At 72.4% G+C, this 16400-nt stretch carries 16 protein-coding genes; 12 read left to right on the forward strand and 4 right to left on the reverse strand.

The genetic code is table 11. From position 1 onward, the window contains the following. Positions 1 to 33: 33 nt before the first annotated feature. Positions 34 to 1155, forward strand: coding sequence for a tRNA 2-thiouridine(34) synthase MnmA (gene mnmA, locus ACIHAR_RS11060; protein ID WP_400018683.1), 1122 nt, complete (start codon positions 34 to 36; stop codon positions 1153 to 1155). Positions 1156 to 1171: 16 nt separating this feature from the next. On the opposite strand, the gene ACIHAR_RS11065 is transcribed toward mnmA, so the two are convergent. Then, positions 1172 to 1954, reverse strand: a complete 783-nt coding sequence (locus ACIHAR_RS11065) for an alpha/beta hydrolase (RefSeq protein WP_365460221.1) — start codon at positions 1952 to 1954, stop codon at positions 1172 to 1174. A gap of 108 nt (positions 1955 to 2062) precedes the next feature. Then, entirely contained in the window at positions 2063 to 3082 is a 1020-nt protein-coding gene (locus ACIHAR_RS11070; RefSeq protein ID WP_365460224.1) for a helix-turn-helix transcriptional regulator, read from the reverse strand. Between the two features lie 247 nt (positions 3083 to 3329). Between ACIHAR_RS11070 and ACIHAR_RS11075 the strand changes: the two genes are divergently transcribed. Next, positions 3330 to 3683, forward strand: coding sequence for a hypothetical protein (locus tag ACIHAR_RS11075; RefSeq protein ID WP_365460227.1), 354 nt, complete (start codon positions 3330 to 3332; stop codon positions 3681 to 3683). Positions 3684 to 3774: 91 nt separating this feature from the next. On the opposite strand, the gene ACIHAR_RS11080 is transcribed toward ACIHAR_RS11075, so the two are convergent. Continuing rightward, positions 3775 to 4104, reverse strand: coding sequence for a DUF427 domain-containing protein (locus tag ACIHAR_RS11080; protein WP_365460230.1), 330 nt, complete (start codon positions 4102 to 4104; stop codon positions 3775 to 3777). A gap of 50 nt (positions 4105 to 4154) precedes the next feature. Between ACIHAR_RS11080 and ACIHAR_RS11085 the strand changes: the two genes are divergently transcribed. From ACIHAR_RS11085 to ACIHAR_RS11105, 5 genes are all read left to right on the forward strand, one after another. Beyond that, positions 4155 to 4694 carry a TIGR00730 family Rossman fold protein gene (locus ACIHAR_RS11085; RefSeq protein ID WP_365460233.1) on the forward strand — a complete coding sequence of 180 codons (540 nt, stop codon included), beginning with the start codon at positions 4155 to 4157 and terminating at the stop codon, positions 4692 to 4694. An 18-nt stretch (positions 4695 to 4712) separates the two neighbouring features. Then, the gene (locus ACIHAR_RS11090) at positions 4713 to 5411 is read left to right on the forward strand and encodes an SDR family oxidoreductase (protein ID WP_365460236.1); all 699 of its coding nucleotides are present in this window, start codon (positions 4713 to 4715) and stop codon (positions 5409 to 5411) included. A gap of 243 nt (positions 5412 to 5654) precedes the next feature. Further along, positions 5655 to 6695, forward strand: coding sequence for a methionine synthase (locus tag ACIHAR_RS11095; RefSeq protein ID WP_400018688.1), 1041 nt, complete (start codon positions 5655 to 5657; stop codon positions 6693 to 6695). A 15-nt stretch (positions 6696 to 6710) separates the two neighbouring features. After that, positions 6711 to 8903 carry an NAD-dependent DNA ligase LigA gene (ligA, locus tag ACIHAR_RS11100; protein ID WP_365460242.1) on the forward strand — a complete coding sequence of 731 codons (2193 nt, stop codon included), beginning with the start codon at positions 6711 to 6713 and terminating at the stop codon, positions 8901 to 8903. 269 nt (positions 8904 to 9172) lie between these two features. Then, positions 9173 to 11428, forward strand: coding sequence for a bifunctional diguanylate cyclase/phosphodiesterase (locus ACIHAR_RS11105; RefSeq protein ID WP_365460245.1), 2256 nt, complete (start codon positions 9173 to 9175; stop codon positions 11426 to 11428). A gap of 128 nt (positions 11429 to 11556) precedes the next feature. On the opposite strand, the gene ACIHAR_RS11110 is transcribed toward ACIHAR_RS11105, so the two are convergent. Continuing rightward, positions 11557 to 12171, reverse strand: a complete 615-nt coding sequence (locus ACIHAR_RS11110; RefSeq protein ID WP_400018690.1) for a TetR/AcrR family transcriptional regulator — start codon at positions 12169 to 12171, stop codon at positions 11557 to 11559. Positions 12172 to 12276: 105 nt separating this feature from the next. Here ACIHAR_RS11110 and ACIHAR_RS11115 point away from each other — a divergent pair, with 105 nt between their 5' ends. From ACIHAR_RS11115 to gatB, 5 genes are all read left to right on the forward strand, one after another. Then, positions 12277 to 12648, forward strand: a complete 372-nt coding sequence (locus tag ACIHAR_RS11115; protein WP_365460251.1) for a DUF4267 domain-containing protein — start codon at positions 12277 to 12279, stop codon at positions 12646 to 12648. 175 nt (positions 12649 to 12823) lie between these two features. Then, entirely contained in the window at positions 12824 to 13120 is a 297-nt protein-coding gene (gene gatC / locus ACIHAR_RS11120) for an Asp-tRNA(Asn)/Glu-tRNA(Gln) amidotransferase subunit GatC (RefSeq protein ID WP_018531282.1), read from the forward strand. A gap of 5 nt (positions 13121 to 13125) precedes the next feature. Beyond that, positions 13126 to 14619, forward strand: a complete 1494-nt coding sequence (gene gatA, locus ACIHAR_RS11125) for an Asp-tRNA(Asn)/Glu-tRNA(Gln) amidotransferase subunit GatA (RefSeq protein WP_365460254.1) — start codon at positions 13126 to 13128, stop codon at positions 14617 to 14619. After that, on the forward strand, positions 14616 to 14855 hold the full coding sequence (locus ACIHAR_RS11130) for a hypothetical protein (RefSeq protein ID WP_365460257.1): 240 nt from the start codon (positions 14616 to 14618) through the stop codon (positions 14853 to 14855). Before gatA ends, ACIHAR_RS11130 begins: the two co-directional genes overlap by 4 nt. Before the next feature lie 15 nt (positions 14856 to 14870). Further along, complete coding sequence (gene gatB / locus ACIHAR_RS11135; protein WP_365460260.1) at positions 14871 to 16385, forward strand: Asp-tRNA(Asn)/Glu-tRNA(Gln) amidotransferase subunit GatB; 1515 nt, start codon at positions 14871 to 14873, stop codon at positions 16383 to 16385. Positions 16386 to 16400 lie beyond the last annotated feature (15 nt).

Here is a 16400-nt window from a genome sequence, read left to right on the forward strand (position 1 = left end):
GCGGTTCCCGGCGCCCCGTACCCTGGAGGGGTTATGACTGAGACCTCGCAGCGCCCCCTCCGCGTCCTCGCCGCCATGTCCGGCGGGGTGGACTCCGCCGTCGCCGCCGCCCGCGCCGCGGAAGCCGGCCACGACGTCACCGGCGTCCACCTCGCGCTCTCCGCGAACCCGCAGTCGTTCCGCACCGGAGCGCGGGGCTGCTGCACCATCGAGGACTCCCGCGACGCCCGCCGGGCCGCCGACGTCATCGGCATCCCCTTCTACGTCTGGGACCTCGCCGACCGCTTCCGCGAGGACGTCGTCGAGGACTTCGTCGCCGAGTACGAGGCCGGCCGCACCCCCAACCCCTGCCTGCGCTGCAACGAGAAGATCAAGTTCGCCGCGCTCCTCGACAAGGCGCTCGCCCTGGGCTTCGACGCGGTGTGCACCGGCCACTACGCGAAGATCGTCACCCTCCCCGACGGCTCGCGCGAGCTGCACCGCGCCTCCGACATGGTGAAGGACCAGTCGTACGTGCTCGGCGTGCTGGACGACAGGCAGCTCGCCCACGCCCTCTTCCCCCTCGGCGACACGGTCACCACCAAGGAGGAGATCCGCGCCGAGGCCGAGCGCCGAGGGCTGGCGGTCGCCAAGAAGCCCGACTCCCATGACATCTGCTTCATCGCCGACGGCGACACCCAGGGCTTCCTCGCGAAGAGGCTCGGCAAGGCCGAGGGCGACATCGTCGACGAGGCCGGCAACAAGCTGGGCACGCACGACGGCGCGTACGGCTTCACCATCGGCCAGCGCAAGGGCCTGCGCATCGGCACCCCGGCCGCGGACGGCAAGCCGCGCTACGTCCTCGACATCTCGCCGGTGAACAACACGGTGACCGTCGGCCCCGCCGCCGCCCTCGACGTGACGGGCCTGACGGCCGTCAAGCCCCGCTGGTGCGGAACCGCCCCGTCCGGCCCCGGCACCTACACCGCCCAGCTGCGCGCCCACGGCGGCGAGACCGAGGTGGCCGCCGAACTGGTCGACGGCCGCCTGGAGGTCAGCTTCACCGAGCCGGTCCGCGGCGTGGCCCCCGGCCAGGCGATCGTGCTGTACGACGGCACGCGGGTGGTGGGGTCGGCGACGATCGCCTCGACCACGCGCGCGCCCGCGGCGGTGTGACCGCGGGCCCGGGAGCCTATGGCGCGAAGAACTCGCTGAGCACCGGCGCGAGGACGTTCGGGTCCACCATGTGCGTCTGCCCTTCGAGCGCCCGGTACGTCCCCTGCGGCACCGCGTCCGCGACGGCGCGGGCCGCCTCCCGCATCCAGGCCGGGCTCTCCGCGCCCGCCACCGCCAGCACCGGGACACCGACCGAGGCCAGCCGCTCCCGGGGCACCAGCCCGTCGCCCATGACGGCGTCGTCGTAGGCGAGGGTCGGCGCGATGGCCTCCATGCCGGCCCACATCGGCGACTGCCGGGCGCCCTGGATCATCGCCTCGGCCAGACCCGTCAGCCGCAGGAACAGCTCCACGGCGTCCCCGCGCCGGCCCTGCCCGAGCGCCTCGGTCAGCCGCCGGGTGTAGACGGCGCGCTCCTCGGCGCCGCCGTCCGAGAAGTCCGCGTACGGCGTCTCGTACACCGCCACCCGGCTCACCGGGAGCCCGCTCGCCGCGGCCTCCAGCACCAGCGCGCCGCCCGACGAGACGCCGTACAGCGCCGCCTCGCCGCCCACCACGTCGATCAGCGCCGCGAGGTCCTCGACCTCGCGTTCCACCGCGTACGGCGCGGTGTCGCCGCTCTCGCCGCGGCCCCGGCGGTCGTACCGGACGGCCGTGAAACGGCGTGCGAGGAGTCCGGCCAGCGGCGCCACGGTGGCGCCCGTGGACATCGCGCCGCTGACGAGGACGACCGCCGGGCCCTGCCCTCTGACTTCGTACGCGAGGGACGTGCCGTCGCGCGAAAGCGTCTTCTTGTCCATGTCTGTGGAGACTGTCAGACATGACGGGAGTTGTCGGTGTGGCGGGGCCGTGCCGGTCGTGGTGAGGCACCCCGGCGCCGGTCGTGGTGCGCGGTGCAGGGCCGCGTGTCAGTCCGCCCGGACGAGGAAGCGCTGGTCGGCCGCGCCGGTGCAGCGTTCCTCGACGGCTTCGACCCCTGCGGCGCCGCCGCCCTCGCTCATGCCGATGCACCCGCTGCTGTGGGCCGGAGTGAGCCGGAAGCCCCCACCGTCGTCGTCGGAGGCCGCCTCCACGCGGAACAGGGTGGCCCCGGCACAGTCGTTCCGCGGTTCGAGCATGCCCTTCACCGGGCCGGCCTCGATGACCGTCAGGCAGCCCCTCCCCTCCTGCGGATGGTGCCACTGGATGCGGTACAGGTCCTCGCCGGCCGGTTCGAGGTAGGTGCGCGGCACGGTGGCCCGGGCGCAGGGGAGCTGGACGGCGACGGCGTGCGGGTAGGCGCCGGCGCGGTCCCTGCCGTCCGTCAGGCACAGATCCGGCGTCCGCAGGGGCCGCAGGGTGACCCAGCCGTCGGCGGGCGCGGCGGCCGGCGCCCCGGAATCGCCCAGGCCTCCGGGGAGCAGCGCCCAGGCGGCGAGGGCGAGCAGCGGGACGGTGAGCACGGCCGCGAGCAGGGCGGTGCGGACCCTGGCCCGGCGGGGCGGCCGGGCACCGGGAGAGTCCGCGTCCGGCGGGGGAGCCGGGGAGGCCACGGCCGGGACCGCCGTCCCGGTGTCCGCGCCGATCCCGGTCGCCGCGGCCACCGTGTCCGCTCGGGCCTCGGCCACGGCGGCGGTGCCCGTGCCCGCCCCGGCCCGGGCGGCGGCCGGGTCCGCGGCGATGCGCTCCCTGGCGTCCAGCCACGCGTCGACCCGCTGCCCGTCCCCGCAGGCGCGGACGAACGCGGCCAGCACGTCCGGGCGCGGCAGGCTGGTCCGGCGCAGGACGTCGGCCAGGGTGCTGCGCGCCAGCACGTCACCGTTGCCGGCGGCCCGCTCCTCCAGTTCCCGGTACGTCAGCCCCGCTCGCTCCTTGAGCCGGCGCATCGACACGACGAAGCCGGCCGCGTCGCGGGCCGCGTACGGGGACAGCTCTTCCGGATTGCCCATGAGCGCATGGTGTTGCAGTCCTGACGCGAGGGACAACGGGGGATTCGGACATGCGGCCGCTGTCCGGGACGGAATCCGGACAAGGCCCTGACCAGCCCGGACGGCCGGGGCCCGTCCGGGACAGCCGGATGCCGTTGCCCCTGTCCCGCGGTGCTCAGCAATCTCGGTGGCGCCCGGCCGGCTCCCGGCACAACGGGCTCCATCCCACCGGCATCAAGAGATCCGGACAGCAGAGACGAGGAGTGGCATGAAGGTCCGTCAGGTCATGACCGGCGTCGCAGGCGTTGCGCTCGCCATCGGTATCGGGGCGTCCCCCGCACAGGCCGACGGCAGCGTCCGGCTCGGCAACAACGAGGCGGGGGTCGTCTACCGCAGCTACGGCGACATCTTCGAGATCTGGGACAACGTGGACGACGACAAGGCGGTCCACGTGAAGTGGGCCTACAACTCCGCGCTGAGCGGCGCGGCGACGCTCCGCGTGCCCGTGGACTACTCCAGCGGCTACACCTACAACCTGGAGCTCGACGAGTCGCGCGGCACGGTCTACTTCAAGGTCTGCCAGGGGAGCCGGTGCTCCACCCTGGGCAGCAGCAACATCTGACGTGAGCGTCGCGACCGGTGGCGGAGGGGGGACCACCGGTCGCGACCCGGCACGGCACGGCGCGCGCCGGTGCCCCGGCGCGCGCCCTTGCTCACTCCGTCGTGACGGTCGCCTCGTAGAAGCAGAGGTGGTCCTTGATCGCGGCCACGTCCGGTTCGGGTTCGGGGTAGGACCAGACGAGGTCGGGCGCGTCCGGCAGGGACCAGTAGGACGCCGTGCCCTTGAACGGGCAGCGCGTGTGGGTGCTGGAGGGGGTGAGGAGATCCAGGCGCACGTCCTCCGCGGGAATGTAGTACCGCACCGGACAGCCGGTCTCCTTCAGGACGAGGGGCCGGTCGGTCTCGGCCAGCACCTGGTCGCCGTGGACGACCCTGACGTGCTGGTCGCCCTGCTCGATCGTGATCGTGTGTCCTTGGGCCATACCGGAAGAGCGCTCGCGGGCCCCCGGTTCTTCCCGCGTACGGTGGCGCCATGCGTATTTGTGTCTTCCTCTCCGCCGCCGACCTCGACGACCGCTACACCCGGCCCGCCCGTGAGTTCGCCGAACTGCTCGGCAAGGGCGGCCACACGCTCGTGTGGGGCGGTTCCGACGTCGGGCTGATGAAGGTGGTGGCCGACGGCGTCCAGGAGGCGGGAGGCCGGCTGTGCGGGGTGTCGGTGGGCTTCCTCGCGGCCAAGGCGCGGGAGGGCGCCGACGAGATGGTCGTCGCGCGCGACCTCGCCGAGCGCAAGGCGCTGCTCCTGGAGAAGGCCGACGCGGTGGTGATCATGGTCGGCGGTACCGGCACGCTCGACGAGGCCACCGAGATCCTCGAGCTGAAGAAGCACGGGCACACGGACAAGCCGGTCGTCCTGCTGAACACCGCCGGCTTCTATGACGGTCTCAAGGAGCAGTTCCGGCGGATGGAGGCCGAGGGCTTCCTGCCCAGGCCGCTGACCGACCTGGTGTTCTTCGCCGAGGAGCCGGTCGGGGCGCTCGCCTACCTGGAGGAGAGCCAGGGCATCGCCTGAGCGCCCGGTGATGCGAGCATGGCGGGCATGGCTACTCATGTGATCACCGGGGCGGGTTCCGGCATCGGTGCGGCCGTCGCCCGCCGCCTCCACGCGCGCGGGGACGACCTCGTGCTGCACGCGCGCGACGCGGGGCGCGCGAAGGAGCTGGCGGCGGAGTTCCCCGGGGCGAGGACGCTCGTCGGCGACCTGGCCGACCCGGACAGGCTGTCCTGGGCCTTCTCCCACCAGACGCTCCCCGACCGCGTGGACTCGCTGCTGCACATCGCCGGGGTCGTCGACCTCGGCCCGGTCGGTGAGCTCACGCCCAAGTCCTGGCGCCACCAGCTCAACGTCAACCTCGTCGCGCCCGCCGAGCTCACCCGGCACTTCCTGCCGCAGCTGCGCGCGACGCGCGGCCACGTGGTGTTCGTCAACTCCGGGGCGGGTCTGAACGCCCACGCCGACTGGTCCGCCTACGCCGCCTCCAAGCACGGTCTGAAGGCCCTCGCCGACTCCCTGCGCCAGGAGGAGCACGCCAACGGCGTCCGCGTCACGTCCGTCTACCCGGGGCGCACGGCCAGTCCCATGCAGGCGAAGGTGCACCAGCAGGAGGGCAAGGAGTACGACCCCGCGCGCTGGATCGACCCCGAGTCGGTCGCGACGACGATCCTCACGGCGATCGACCTGCCGAGGGACGCGGAGATCAACGACGTGACGGTGCGCCCGGGACGCTGACGGAGGGAGGGGGCGCTGACGGAGGGAGTCTCGCCCCCGCCGCCCTTCCCGTCCGTTCCCCACGGGTGCCGCTTTCCAGGGGCTCCGCTCCGGACCCCCGCGGTCGGCCCTGACGTGCACCCGGCGGCGACGGCCGGGCCTCGTCCTCGGACGCCGGACGGGAGGGAAGGGGCGCCCTCCACCGGGTCGGTGGTGGGCGGGCACCGCCCGGCGGCCGGGGGTGGAGCCCCGGGTACGGGACGGATGGGGGCGGCGGGGGCGGGAGTCCGTAGGCTTCCTCACGTGAACGCAGAATTCAGCTTCGGCCCCGCGACCGGCATCGGTTCCCTGCCCGGCGGCGACGCCAGAGAGGCCGCGAAGACAGCCACCGGCTCCTTCGAGGACTTCCCGTTCCTCGCCGAGCTCCCCGCCCGCGGCCCCGGCGCCGACATGATCGGCCGGACGGCGGGGATGCTGGTCGAGCTGTACGCGCGCGTGGAGCCCAGCGGCTGGCGCGTCGGCGACCGGCCGGGCCGGGACACCAAGCGGGCCAGGTCGTGGCTGGGCGAGGACCTGGACGCGCTGGAGGAGTTCACGCAGGGCTACGAGGGCCCGCTGAAGGTGCAGGCGGTGGGCCCCTGGACCCTCGCCGCCCATCTGGAGCTGAGGAACGGCGAGGCCGCCCTCTCCGACCCCGGCGCCTGCCGCGACCTGGCCGCCTCCCTCACGGAGGGCCTGCGCCTGCACCTCGCCGAAGTGGCGCGCCGGGTTCCCGGCGCCCGGCTCGTGCTCCAGCTCGACGAACCCTCCCTCACCGCCGTCCTGCGCGGCCAGGTGAGGACCGCCAGCGGCTACCGCACCCACCGGGCCGTGGACCGGCAGGTCGTCGAGGCCACCCTCCGGGACGTGGTGGGGGTGCACGACGGCGGCCCCGTCGTGGTCCACTCGTGCGCGCCCGACGTCCCGTTCGCCCTCCTGCGGCAAGCCGGCGCGGCCGCGGTCTCCTTCGACTTCTCGCTCCTCACCGAGCGTGACGACGAGGCGATCGGCGAGGCGGTGGAAGCGGGTACCCGGCTGTTCGCCGGTGTCGTGCCGGGGACGGACGGCCCGTTGTCAGACCCTGCGGGTAGCGTCATGGGTGTCAGGACGCTGTGGCGCAGGCTGGGACTGCAACCGGGGCTTCTCACGGAAGCGGTCACGGTCACGCCGGCGTGCGGCCTCGCGGGGGCGTCCCCCGCGTACGCACGGCAGGCACTCGCGCACTGCGCCCGGGCGGCGAGATCCCTCGCGGACAACCCAGAGTAACGGGAGGACAACACGGTGGCCGGCGACAAGCAAGCGGAGACGACGGTGCCCACCGAGGCACGGGAGCAGCACGCGCAGCTCGCTGAGCAGATCGAGGAGCACCGCTTCCGGTACTACGTGAAGGACGCCCCCGTCATCAGCGACGCGGAGTTCGACCGTCTCCTGCGCTCCCTGGAGGCGCTGGAGGAGCGGTATCCCGAGCTGCGCACGCCCGACTCGCCCACCCAGAAGGTCGCGGGCGCGTACGCGACGGAGTTCACGGCCGTCCAGCACCGCGAGCGCATGCTCTCGCTGGACAACGCCTTCGACGACCTGGAGCTGGCCGCCTGGGCCGAGCGCGTCCACAAGGACGTGGGCGCCTCCGCGTACCACTTCCTGTGCGAGCTGAAGGTCGACGGCCTCGCCGTCAACCTCACCTACGAGCACGGCCGTCTCACCCGCGCGGCGACCCGCGGCGACGGCCGCACCGGCGAGGACATCACGCCCAACGTGCGCACCATCGCGGAGATCCCGGACCGCCTGTCCGGCGACGGCGTCCCCACGCTGGTGGAGATCCGCGGCGAGGTCTACTTCCCGATGGAGAAGTTCGAGGAGCTCAACGCCCGCCTGGTCGAGACCGGCGACAAGCCCTTCGCCAACCCGCGCAACGCCGCGGCCGGTTCACTGCGCCAGAAGGACCCGCGCGTGACGGCCACCCGCCCCCTGCACATGGTGGTCCACGGTATCGGGGCCCTGGAGGGCTACGAGGGCCTCACCCGCCTCTCCGAGGCCTACGACCTCCTCAGGGCCTGGGGCCTGCCCACGTCCACGCACAACAAGGTCGTCGACGACCTCGACGGCGTACGGCAGTTCATCGCGTACTACGGCGAGAACCGCCACTCCGTGGAGCACGAGATCGACGGGGTCGTCGTCAAGCTGGACGAGATCCCGCTCCAGGGGCGCCTCGGCTCGACCTCGCGCGCGCCGCGCTGGGCCATCGCGTACAAGTACGCGCCGGAGGAGGTCAACACCAAGCTCCTCAACATCCGCGTGGGTGTGGGCCGTACCGGCCGGGTGACGCCGTACGCCCAGGTCGAGCCGGTGAAGGTGGCGGGCTCCGAGGTCGAGTTCGCCACCCTGCACAACCAGGACGTCGTCAAGGCCAAGGGCGTCCTCATCGGCGACACGGTGGTGCTGCGCAAGGCCGGTGACGTCATCCCGGAGATCCTCGGACCGGTCGTCGACCTGCGCGACGGCAGCGAGCGGGAGTTCGTGATGCCCGCCGAGTGCCCCGAGTGCGGTACGCCCCTGCGGCCCATGAAGGAGGGCGACGTCGACCTGCGGTGCCCCAACGCCCGAACCTGCCCCGCCCAGTTGCGCGAGCGCCTCTTCTACCTGGCCGGCCGCAAGGCCCTGGACATCGAGAACTTCGGCTACGTCGCCGCCGCGGCCCTCACCAAGCCGCTGGAGCCCGAGGACCCGCCGCTGGTCGACGAGGGCGACCTGTTCGACCTCACCATCGAGCAGTTGCTGCCCATCAAGGCGTACGTCCTCGACCAGGACAGCGGTCTGCCCAAGCGTGACCCGAAGACGGGCGAGGAGAAGATCGCCACGGTCTTCGCCAACCAGCAGGGCGAGCCGCGCAAGAACGCGCTGGCGATGCTGCAGAACATCGCCGCGGCCAAGGAACGGCCCCTCGCGCGCGTCATCACGGGTCTGTCGATCCGTCATGTCGGTCCGGTCGCCGCGGAAGCGCTCGCGCGCGAGTTCCGTTCCATCGACCGCATCCAGCAGGCGAGCGAGGAGGAGCTGGCGGGCACCGACGGCGTGGGCCCGATCATCGCCGCCTCGCTCAAGGAGTGGTTCGCCGAGGAGTGGCACCAGGAGATCCTGCGCAAGTGGAAGGCGGCCGGCGTCCGCATGGAGGAGGAAGGGTCGGGCGAGGACGAGGGGCCGCGCCCGCTCGAAGGACTCACCGTCGTCGTCACCGGCACGCTGGAGCGCTTCACGCGCGACGGCGCCAAGGACGCGCTGCAGAGCCGTGGAGCAAAGGTGACCGGTTCGGTTTCGAAGAAGACGTCGTTCGTCGTCGTGGGTGACAATCCCGGCTCGAAGTACGACAAGGCGATGCAGCTCAAGGTGCCTGTTCTGGACGAGGACGGCTTCACCGTCCTTCTGGAGCAGGGTCCCGAGGCGGCGGCGGAGGCCGCCCTTCCGGTGGCGGAGTAGCGCGGGAGGCGGTTGAAGGCCACCCGATCGGCGCATATCAGATGCATACGGGTGGCCGGGGCGCATTCGGGCAACCGTCGACGACCGCTGCCCGTGGAAGCCGTCCGCGGCCTACTGTTGAGATGTGCGCCTGCCGTGCCCAGCTGCGGTCGGGGCATCCCCGTGCTCTTCACGAGCAGGGGGAAGGGTCTTCCAACGTGGCGCCGCCCGGGGGCTGTCGGGCAGCGGGCCGCGTGGCGTGGGCACCGCCGGCTGTGAGAGGGACGGGAATGGAACCGACCGAGAGCGCCGCCCCGGACGCACGGCTGCGCCGACGCCGGGTCATCGGCGTCGGGTGGGGCAGCCGGTGGGTGGCGTGGTCAGCGCGGCCGCCGGGCACGGAGGCGCGTGCCGGCACACCGCACACCTCCATGGACCCCCGTGCGCCCGACCGGTTCGCCGCCGCGTCCGGTGGCGCAGCAGGACTGACCGACGGCGAGTCCGAACGCCACCATTCCTGGCCCGCGTTGCCCGCGGCGGTCGTCGCGGCGGCCGGGTTCGCCCTGGGCGCCGGCTTCTACCGCGCCTTCACCGGCAACCATGCGCTCTTCCCGGCCGGCACCGTCGGCTGGTCGCTGGCCGTGCTCACCGGTCTCATCGTCGGCCATCTGGTCATGCTCGGCCGGGCCCGCTGGTGGGGCGGCACCGGTTCCGGCGCCGCCCTCACCCTCGCCGTCCTGCTGCTGTACGGCTGGGTGCCGGCCGGCCTGGTCAGCCTCACCGTCGTCGTCCTGGTCGGCATAGCCCGCCGCCACCGCTGGCGGCAGGGCGTCCTGCACGGCGCGGTGGACATCCTCGGCATCGGCACCGCGGCGCTGCTGCTGCGGGCCTGCGGGCGCGTCCCGTCCGTGGAGGAACCCTGGACCCCCGAGAGCTGGACGGTCTACACGGCTCCCCAGGTGGTGCTGGTCGCCGTCGCCTACCTCGCGGTCACCCGCGTCCTGCTCTGGTACCTGCACGCGCCGCGAGCGGGCGGTCTGCCCACCGTCGCCCGCACCGCCCTGGTCAGACAGGGCCTGCTCGCCGTGGCCCTGCTCGGCATAGCCCCGCTGGTGTGCGTGGTGGCCATGGCGGAGCCGATCCTGCTGCCCCTGTTCGCCATCCCGCTCATCGCCCTCGACTCCACGCTGTGGATGGCCCGCGCCCGGGCCGAGGAGCAGCTGCGCGACCCGCTCACCGGGCTGCCCAACCGCCAGTGGCTCGGAGAGCGCATATGGACCGCCCTGGACGACGCCGAACGCATCGGCGCCCGGGCCGCCCTCATGCTGATCGACCTCGACCGTTTCCGTTCGGTCAATGACACGCTCGGTCATCTCGCCGGTGACCGGCTCCTGCTCCAGATCGCCGACCGGCTGCGGCTCGCCCTTCCGCGCGGGGCCGAGGTCGCCCGGCTCGGCGGCGACGAGTTCGCCGTCTTACTCCCCGTCGCGGACTCCACCACGTCCGCGACCCGTGTCGCCCGCGGACTCGTCTCCGCCCTCAGTTCGCCGCTCGACCTCGACGGGCTCACGCTCGTCCTGGAGGCCAGTGCCGGCGTCGCCGTCTTCCCCGACCACGCCCTCGACGCCGAGGGGCTGCTGCGCCGGGCGGACGTGGCGATGTACCAGGCCAAACGCGACCGGACGGGCGTAGAGGTCTACGAGTCCAAGCGCGACTCCAACACCCCCGACCGCCTCGGGCTGCTGGGCGACCTGCGGCGCGCGCTCGACGCGCACGAGGTCGAGCTGCACTATCAGCCGAAGGTCCGCTTCGACGGGCAGGTCGCCGGGCTCGAGGCACTGGTGCGGTGGGTACATCCCGAGCGGGGCAAGGTGCCGCCGGACGAGTTCATAGCGATCGCCGAGTCCTCCGGGCTGATGCCGCACCTCACCGAGTACGTCCTGGAGACGGCGCTCGGCCAGGTCGCCGAGTGGCGGTCCCAGGGCCTGTACGTGCCCGTGGCGGTGAACGTGTCCCCGCGGGACGTGCACACCCCCGGCTTCGCCGGCTCCGTCGCCGCGCGCCTCGCCCGGCACGGCGTCCCCGCGGGAGCGCTCCAACTCGAGATAACGGAGCACGTCCTCCTGGAGGACCCGCAGCGCGCCGCCGACACCCTCAACGGGCTGACCGGGCACGGCGTGAAGATGTCCCTCGACGACTTCGGCACCGGCTACTCCTCGCTCGTCCATCTGCGCCGGCTTCCGGTGAGCGAGCTGAAGATCGACCGTTCCTTCGTGGCCCGGCTGGCGGTGGACAACGAGGACGCGGAGATCGTGCGCTGCACGGTCGACCTCGCGCACTCCCTCGGGCTGCTCGTCGTCGCGGAGGGCGTCGAGGACGACGAGACCTGGGAGCGCCTGCGCGACCTCGGCTGCGACGCCGTGCAGGGCTGGCTCGTCGCGGCGGCGATGCCGCCGGAGGAGACGACGGCGTGGCTGCGGGCGAGGGGGTCCCGGGGCTGGCAGCGACCGGCGGCGGCGCTGCCGGCGGCGGCGACCGAGGAGTAGCCACCCCACCCCACCCCACCCGACCGCGCACCGGTGCGACCGGGCGGACCTCGCCCGGTGTCCCGTACGGAGGTGCGACCGGGCCGACCGCGCCCGGTGCCCCGTACGGCTCCGAGCCTCCGCCCGGCTCACCCGTCCCTTCGGGCGGCTCCTGCCGTGAAGTGGCCGGTCAGGAGCTCCAGCCGTCGTTCGTGGGCCTGCGCCGGCAGGCGGCCGCTGCGCATCAGGGTGGCCAGGCCGTGCAGGCCGGCCCAGTAGGTCTCGGTCAGGACGCCGGGGTCCTCGCCCTCCGCCGCCACCGGCCGCACGGCCGCCAGGAGTTCGTTGAACGCCTCCCACAGCGGCGCCGGCGCCTCGGGCGTGGCGAACGGCAGCTCCACCCTGTGCGTGAACATCGCGTCGTAGAGCGCGGGCCGGCGTCGCGCGAAGGCGGTGTACGCCCGTCCGACCGCCGTCAGCGACTCCCGGTCGCCGGCCGCACCCGCGCCGCCGGCCACCGCCCGGCGCGCCTCCCGCAACTCCTTCGCCAGTTCCGCGAACCCCTGCACGGCCACGGCCGCCATGATCGCGTCCTTGCCCTTGAAGTGGCTGTAGAGGACGGGCTGGCTGTACTCGATCTCCGCGGCCAGACGGCGCGTCGTGACCGCGTCCCACCCCTGGCTCTCCGCCAGTTCCCTGGCCGCCGTGACGATCAGCTTCTCGCGCTCCGCTCGTTCGCGCTCCCGGCGCGCCTGAATCGACATGACGGAAGTATAGCAGCGCTAGCGTTTCTTTCGATGCTCTGTTAGCTTCGCTCTCAGGGCTAGCGCTGCTAGCAACTTGGTGCGAGACCAACCTGGGGGACCCTCATGACCGTCACCGCCTACACCCTGGCCGTCGTCCTCGACCTCTTCATCCTGTTCATCGGCGCACGCTTCCTGCTCCAGCCGCGCCCCTCCGCCGCCGGCTACGGCGTCCCCGCCGAGCCGAACGGCGACGCCGGCGCCTACCTCGCGATCAAGGGCCTCAGGGACGGCGTCTTCGGCGTCCTCGGGCTCGCCCTCCTGTTCTTCGTGGGCGCCCGCGCGGAGGCGTGGTTCATGCTCGTCGTCGCGATCGTGCCGCTCGTCGACACGGTGATCGTGTTGCGGCACGGCGGCACCAGGGCCGTGGCCTTCGGCATCCACTTCGCCACCGCCGTCGTCGTCCTGATCAGCGCGGGACTGCTCTTCGCCGTCTGACCGCGCCCGGACGCACCGGCGACCCCGGACCACCGGGACAGGGGACGAGCCGGGTGGGGAAGGCCCGCCGCCCACCCGCGGACGGGCCGCCCGGGCAAACCGTTTCACGGGTACGCGGCCCCGACCCCTAGGATTGGGCCCAAACCACACACACTCACCCCCAGAGGAACGCTGCATGCCTGGCATCACGCGCGAGGAGGTCGCCCACCTCGCCCGGCTGGCGCGTCTGGAGCTGAAGCCCGAAGAGCTCGACCACTTCGCGGGACAGCTGGACGACATCATCGGCGCGGTCGCCCGCGTCAGCGAGGTCGCCGACCAAGACGTACCGCCGACCTCGCACCCGCTCCCGCTGACGAACGTCATGCGGGCGGACGAGGTCCGTCCGTCGCTCACCCCCGAGCAGGCGCTCTCCGGCGCCCCGGCCCAGGAGCAGCAGCGTTTCAAGGTGCCGCAGATCCTGGGGGAGGACTGACCGTCATGACGGACATCATCAAGCTCACCGCGGCCGAGATCGCCGCGAAGATCGCCTCCGGCGAGCTCACGGCCGTCGAGGTCACCGAGGCCCACCTGGCCCGGATCGAGGCCGTCGACGAGAAGGTGCACGCCTTCCTGCACGTCGACCGCGAGGGCGCACTCGCCCAGGCGCGTGCCGTCGACGAGAAGCGGGAGCGCGGCGAGAAGCTCGGGCCGCTGGCCGGCGTCCCCCTCGCGCTCAAGGACATCTTCACCACCGAGGGCATCCCGACCACGGTCGGCTCGAAGATCCTCGAGGGCTGGATCCCGCCGTACGACGCGACGCTCACCAAGAAGCTCAAGGCCGCCGACGTCGTCATCCTCGGCAAGACCAACATGGACGAGTTCGCCATGGGGTCCTCGACCGAGAACAGCGCCTTCGGGCCGACCGGCAACCCCTGGGACCTCACCCGCATCCCCGGCGGCTCCGGCGGCGGCTCCTCCGCGGCCCTCGCCTCCTTCGAGGCCCCGCTCGCGATCGGCACCGACACCGGCGGCTCCATCCGCCAGCCGGCCGCCGTCACCGGCACGGTCGGCGTCAAGCCGACGTACGGCGCGGTGTCCCGTTACGGCATGGTCGCCTTCTCCTCCTCCCTCGACCAGGGCGGGCCCTGCGCCCGCACGGTCCTGGACGCGGCCCTGCTGCACGAGGTCATCGCCGGGCACGACCCGCTCGACTCGACCTCCATCGACGCCCCGGTCCCGCCGGTCGTCGAGGCCGCCCGCAACGGCAGCGTCGCCGGCATGCGCGTCGGCGTCGTCAAGCAGTTCCGCGGCGAGGGCTACCAGGCCGGTGTCATCCAGCGGTTCGACGAGTCCGTCGCCCTCCTCAAGGAACTCGGCGCCGAGATCGTCGAGCTGGACTGCCCGTCCTTCGACCTGGCCCTGTCGGCGTACTACCTGATCGCGCCGAGCGAGTGCTCCAGCAATCTCGCCCGCTTCGACGGGCTCCGCTACGGCCTGCGCACCGGCGACGACGGCAACCACTCCGCCGAGGAGGTCACCTCCCTCACCCGTGAGGCGGGCTTCGGCGCCGAGGTGAAGCGCCGCATCATGCTCGGCACCTACGCCCTGTCGAGCGGGTACTACGACGCCTACTACGGCTCCGCCCAGAAGGTCCGCACGCTCATCACGCGCGACTTCGAGAAGGCCTTCGAGCAGGTCGACGTGATCGTCTCGCCGACGACCCCGACCACCGCCTTCCCGATCGGCGAGCGCGCCGACGACCCGATGGCGATGTACCTGGCCGACCTGTGCACCATCCCGACCAACCTGGCGGGCAACGCGGCCATGTCGCTCCCCTGCGGTCTCGCCCCGGAGGACAACCTCCCGGTCGGCCTGCAGATCATCGCCCCGGCACTGAAGGACGACCGGCTGTACAAGGTCGGCGCCGCCGTCGAGGCCGCCTTCGTGGAAAGGTGGGGGCACCCGCTTCTCGAGGAGGCTCCGTCGCTGTGAGCGCACTGTCCAAGGCCAAAGGCTTCAAGAAGTCCAGGTCCGGTCTGTACGTGTCGATGGCCACGTCGGCTTTCGGCGTGATCGGCGTGGTCAAGCAGATCAAGAAGGCCCGGACCGACAACGACACGCTGCGGCTGCTCGACGCCGTCGTCACCGGCGCGGCCGTCGTCACCAACCTGGCCATTCTCTACCGCGAGCTGAAGCGGCTGGGCGACGACGACGTCCTGCTGGGCTGAGAGGGAAGTTTCACCGTGACCACCACGACCGACCTGGTGTCGTACGAGGAAGCGCTGTCCTCGTACGACCCCGTCATGGGCCTCGAGGTCCATGTCGAACTCGGCACCAAGACCAAGATGTTCTGCGGCTGTTCGACCGCGCTCGGCGCCGACCCGAACACCCAGACCTGTCCCACCTGCCTCGGCCTGCCCGGCTCGCTCCCGGTCGTCAACGCGACCGGCGTCGAGTCCGCGATCAAGATCGGTCTCGCGCTGAACTGCGAGATCGCCGAGTGGTGCCGCTTCGCCCGGAAGAACTACTTCTATCCGGACATGCCGAAGAACTTCCAGACCTCCCAGTACGACGAGCCGATCGCCTTCAACGGCTATCTCGACGTGCAGCTGGAGGACGGCGAGGTCTTCCGCGTGGACATCGAGCGCGCCCACATGGAGGAGGACACCGGCAAGTCCACCCACGTGGGCGGCGCCACGGGCCGTATCCACGGCGCCTCGCACTCGCTCCTGGACTACAACCGCGCCGGCATCCCGCTCATCGAGATCGTCACCAAGCCGATCGTCGGCGCCGGCGAGCGCGCCCCCGAGGTCGCCCGGGCGTACGTGCGTGAGCTGCGCGAGGTCATCCGGGCCCTCGGCGTCTCCGAGGCCCGCATGGAGATGGGCCAGATGCGCTGCGACGTGAACCTGTCGCTCATGCCCAAGGGCAGCGACACGTTCGGCACGCGGTCCGAGACGAAGAACGTGAACTCGCTGCGGTCCGTGGAGCGCGCGGCCCGGTTCGAGATCCAGCGGCACGCCGCCGTGCTGGGCAGCGGCGCGCTGATCGTGCAGGAGACCCGCCACTTCCACGAGGACACCGGGTCGACGACCTCGGGCCGGGTGAAGGAGGAGGCCGAGGACTACCGGTACTTCCCCGAGCCGGACCTGGTGCCGGTGGCCCCCTCCCGCGAGTGGGTCGAGGAGATCCGCGCGGCTCTTCCCGAGTTGCCGCTGGTCCGCCGCAACCGTCTGCGCGAGGAGTGGGGGGTCTCCGCCACCGACATGCAGGCGATCCTCAACGCCGGTGCGCTGGACCTGATCGTCGCCACCATCGACGCCGGGTCCGACGCGGCCTCCGCCCGCAAGTGGTGGATGGGGGAACTGGCCCGCAGCGCCAACGAGTCGGGCAAGGCGCTCGACGAGCTGGCGATCACGCCGGCGCAGGTGGCCCGCGTCACCGAGCTGGTGGCGAAGGGCGACCTGAACGACAAGCTGGCCCGCCAGGTCATCGAGGGCGTCCTCGCCGGCGAGGGCACCCCGGACGAGGTCGTCGAGAAGCGCGGCCTGAAGGTCGTCTCCGACGAGGGCGCGCTCACCGCCGCCGTGGAGGAGGCCATCGCCGGCAACCCGGCCATCGCGGAAAAGATCCGTGGCGGCAAGCTGGCCGCGGCCGGCGCCCTGGTCGGCGCGGTCATGAAGGCCACCCGCGGGCAGGCGGACGCGGCGCGCGTCAAGGAGCTGATCCTGGAGAAGCTGGGCGTCAGCGAGGGCTGAGCCCACCGCCGGTGA

Source organism: Streptomyces sp. NPDC052016, from assembly GCF_044548445.1.
In the GTDB taxonomy this organism is placed as follows: domain Bacteria; phylum Actinomycetota; class Actinomycetes; order Streptomycetales; family Streptomycetaceae; genus Streptomyces.

Coding starts and splice junctions, on each gene's coding strand:
- ACIHAR_RS11065 (WP_365460221.1), bottom strand. CDS start 1,954: ATGGACAAGAAGACGCTTTCGCGCGACGGCACGTCCCTCGCGTACGAA.
- ACIHAR_RS11090 (WP_365460236.1), top strand. CDS start 4,713: ATGGCGGGCATGGCTACTCATGTGATCACCGGGGCGGGTTCCGGCATC.
- ACIHAR_RS11080 (WP_365460230.1), bottom strand. CDS start 4,104: ATGGCCCAAGGACACACGATCACGATCGAGCAGGGCGACCAGCACGTC.
- ACIHAR_RS11085 (WP_365460233.1), top strand. CDS start 4,155: ATGCGTATTTGTGTCTTCCTCTCCGCCGCCGACCTCGACGACCGCTAC.
- ACIHAR_RS11110 (WP_400018690.1), bottom strand. CDS start 12,171: ATGTCGATTCAGGCGCGCCGGGAGCGCGAACGAGCGGAGCGCGAGAAG.
- ACIHAR_RS11095 (WP_400018688.1), top strand. CDS start 5,655: ATGGGGGCGGCGGGGGCGGGAGTCCGTAGGCTTCCTCACGTGAACGCA.
- ACIHAR_RS11075 (WP_365460227.1), top strand. CDS start 3,330: ATGAAGGTCCGTCAGGTCATGACCGGCGTCGCAGGCGTTGCGCTCGCC.
- ACIHAR_RS11070 (WP_365460224.1), bottom strand. CDS start 3,082: ATGGGCAATCCGGAAGAGCTGTCCCCGTACGCGGCCCGCGACGCGGCC.
- ACIHAR_RS11105 (WP_365460245.1), top strand. CDS start 9,173: ATGGAACCGACCGAGAGCGCCGCCCCGGACGCACGGCTGCGCCGACGC.
- gatA (WP_365460254.1), top strand. CDS start 13,126: ATGACGGACATCATCAAGCTCACCGCGGCCGAGATCGCCGCGAAGATC.
- gatC (WP_018531282.1), top strand. CDS start 12,824: ATGCCTGGCATCACGCGCGAGGAGGTCGCCCACCTCGCCCGGCTGGCG.
- ACIHAR_RS11115 (WP_365460251.1), top strand. CDS start 12,277: ATGACCGTCACCGCCTACACCCTGGCCGTCGTCCTCGACCTCTTCATC.
- mnmA (WP_400018683.1), top strand. CDS start 34: ATGACTGAGACCTCGCAGCGCCCCCTCCGCGTCCTCGCCGCCATGTCC.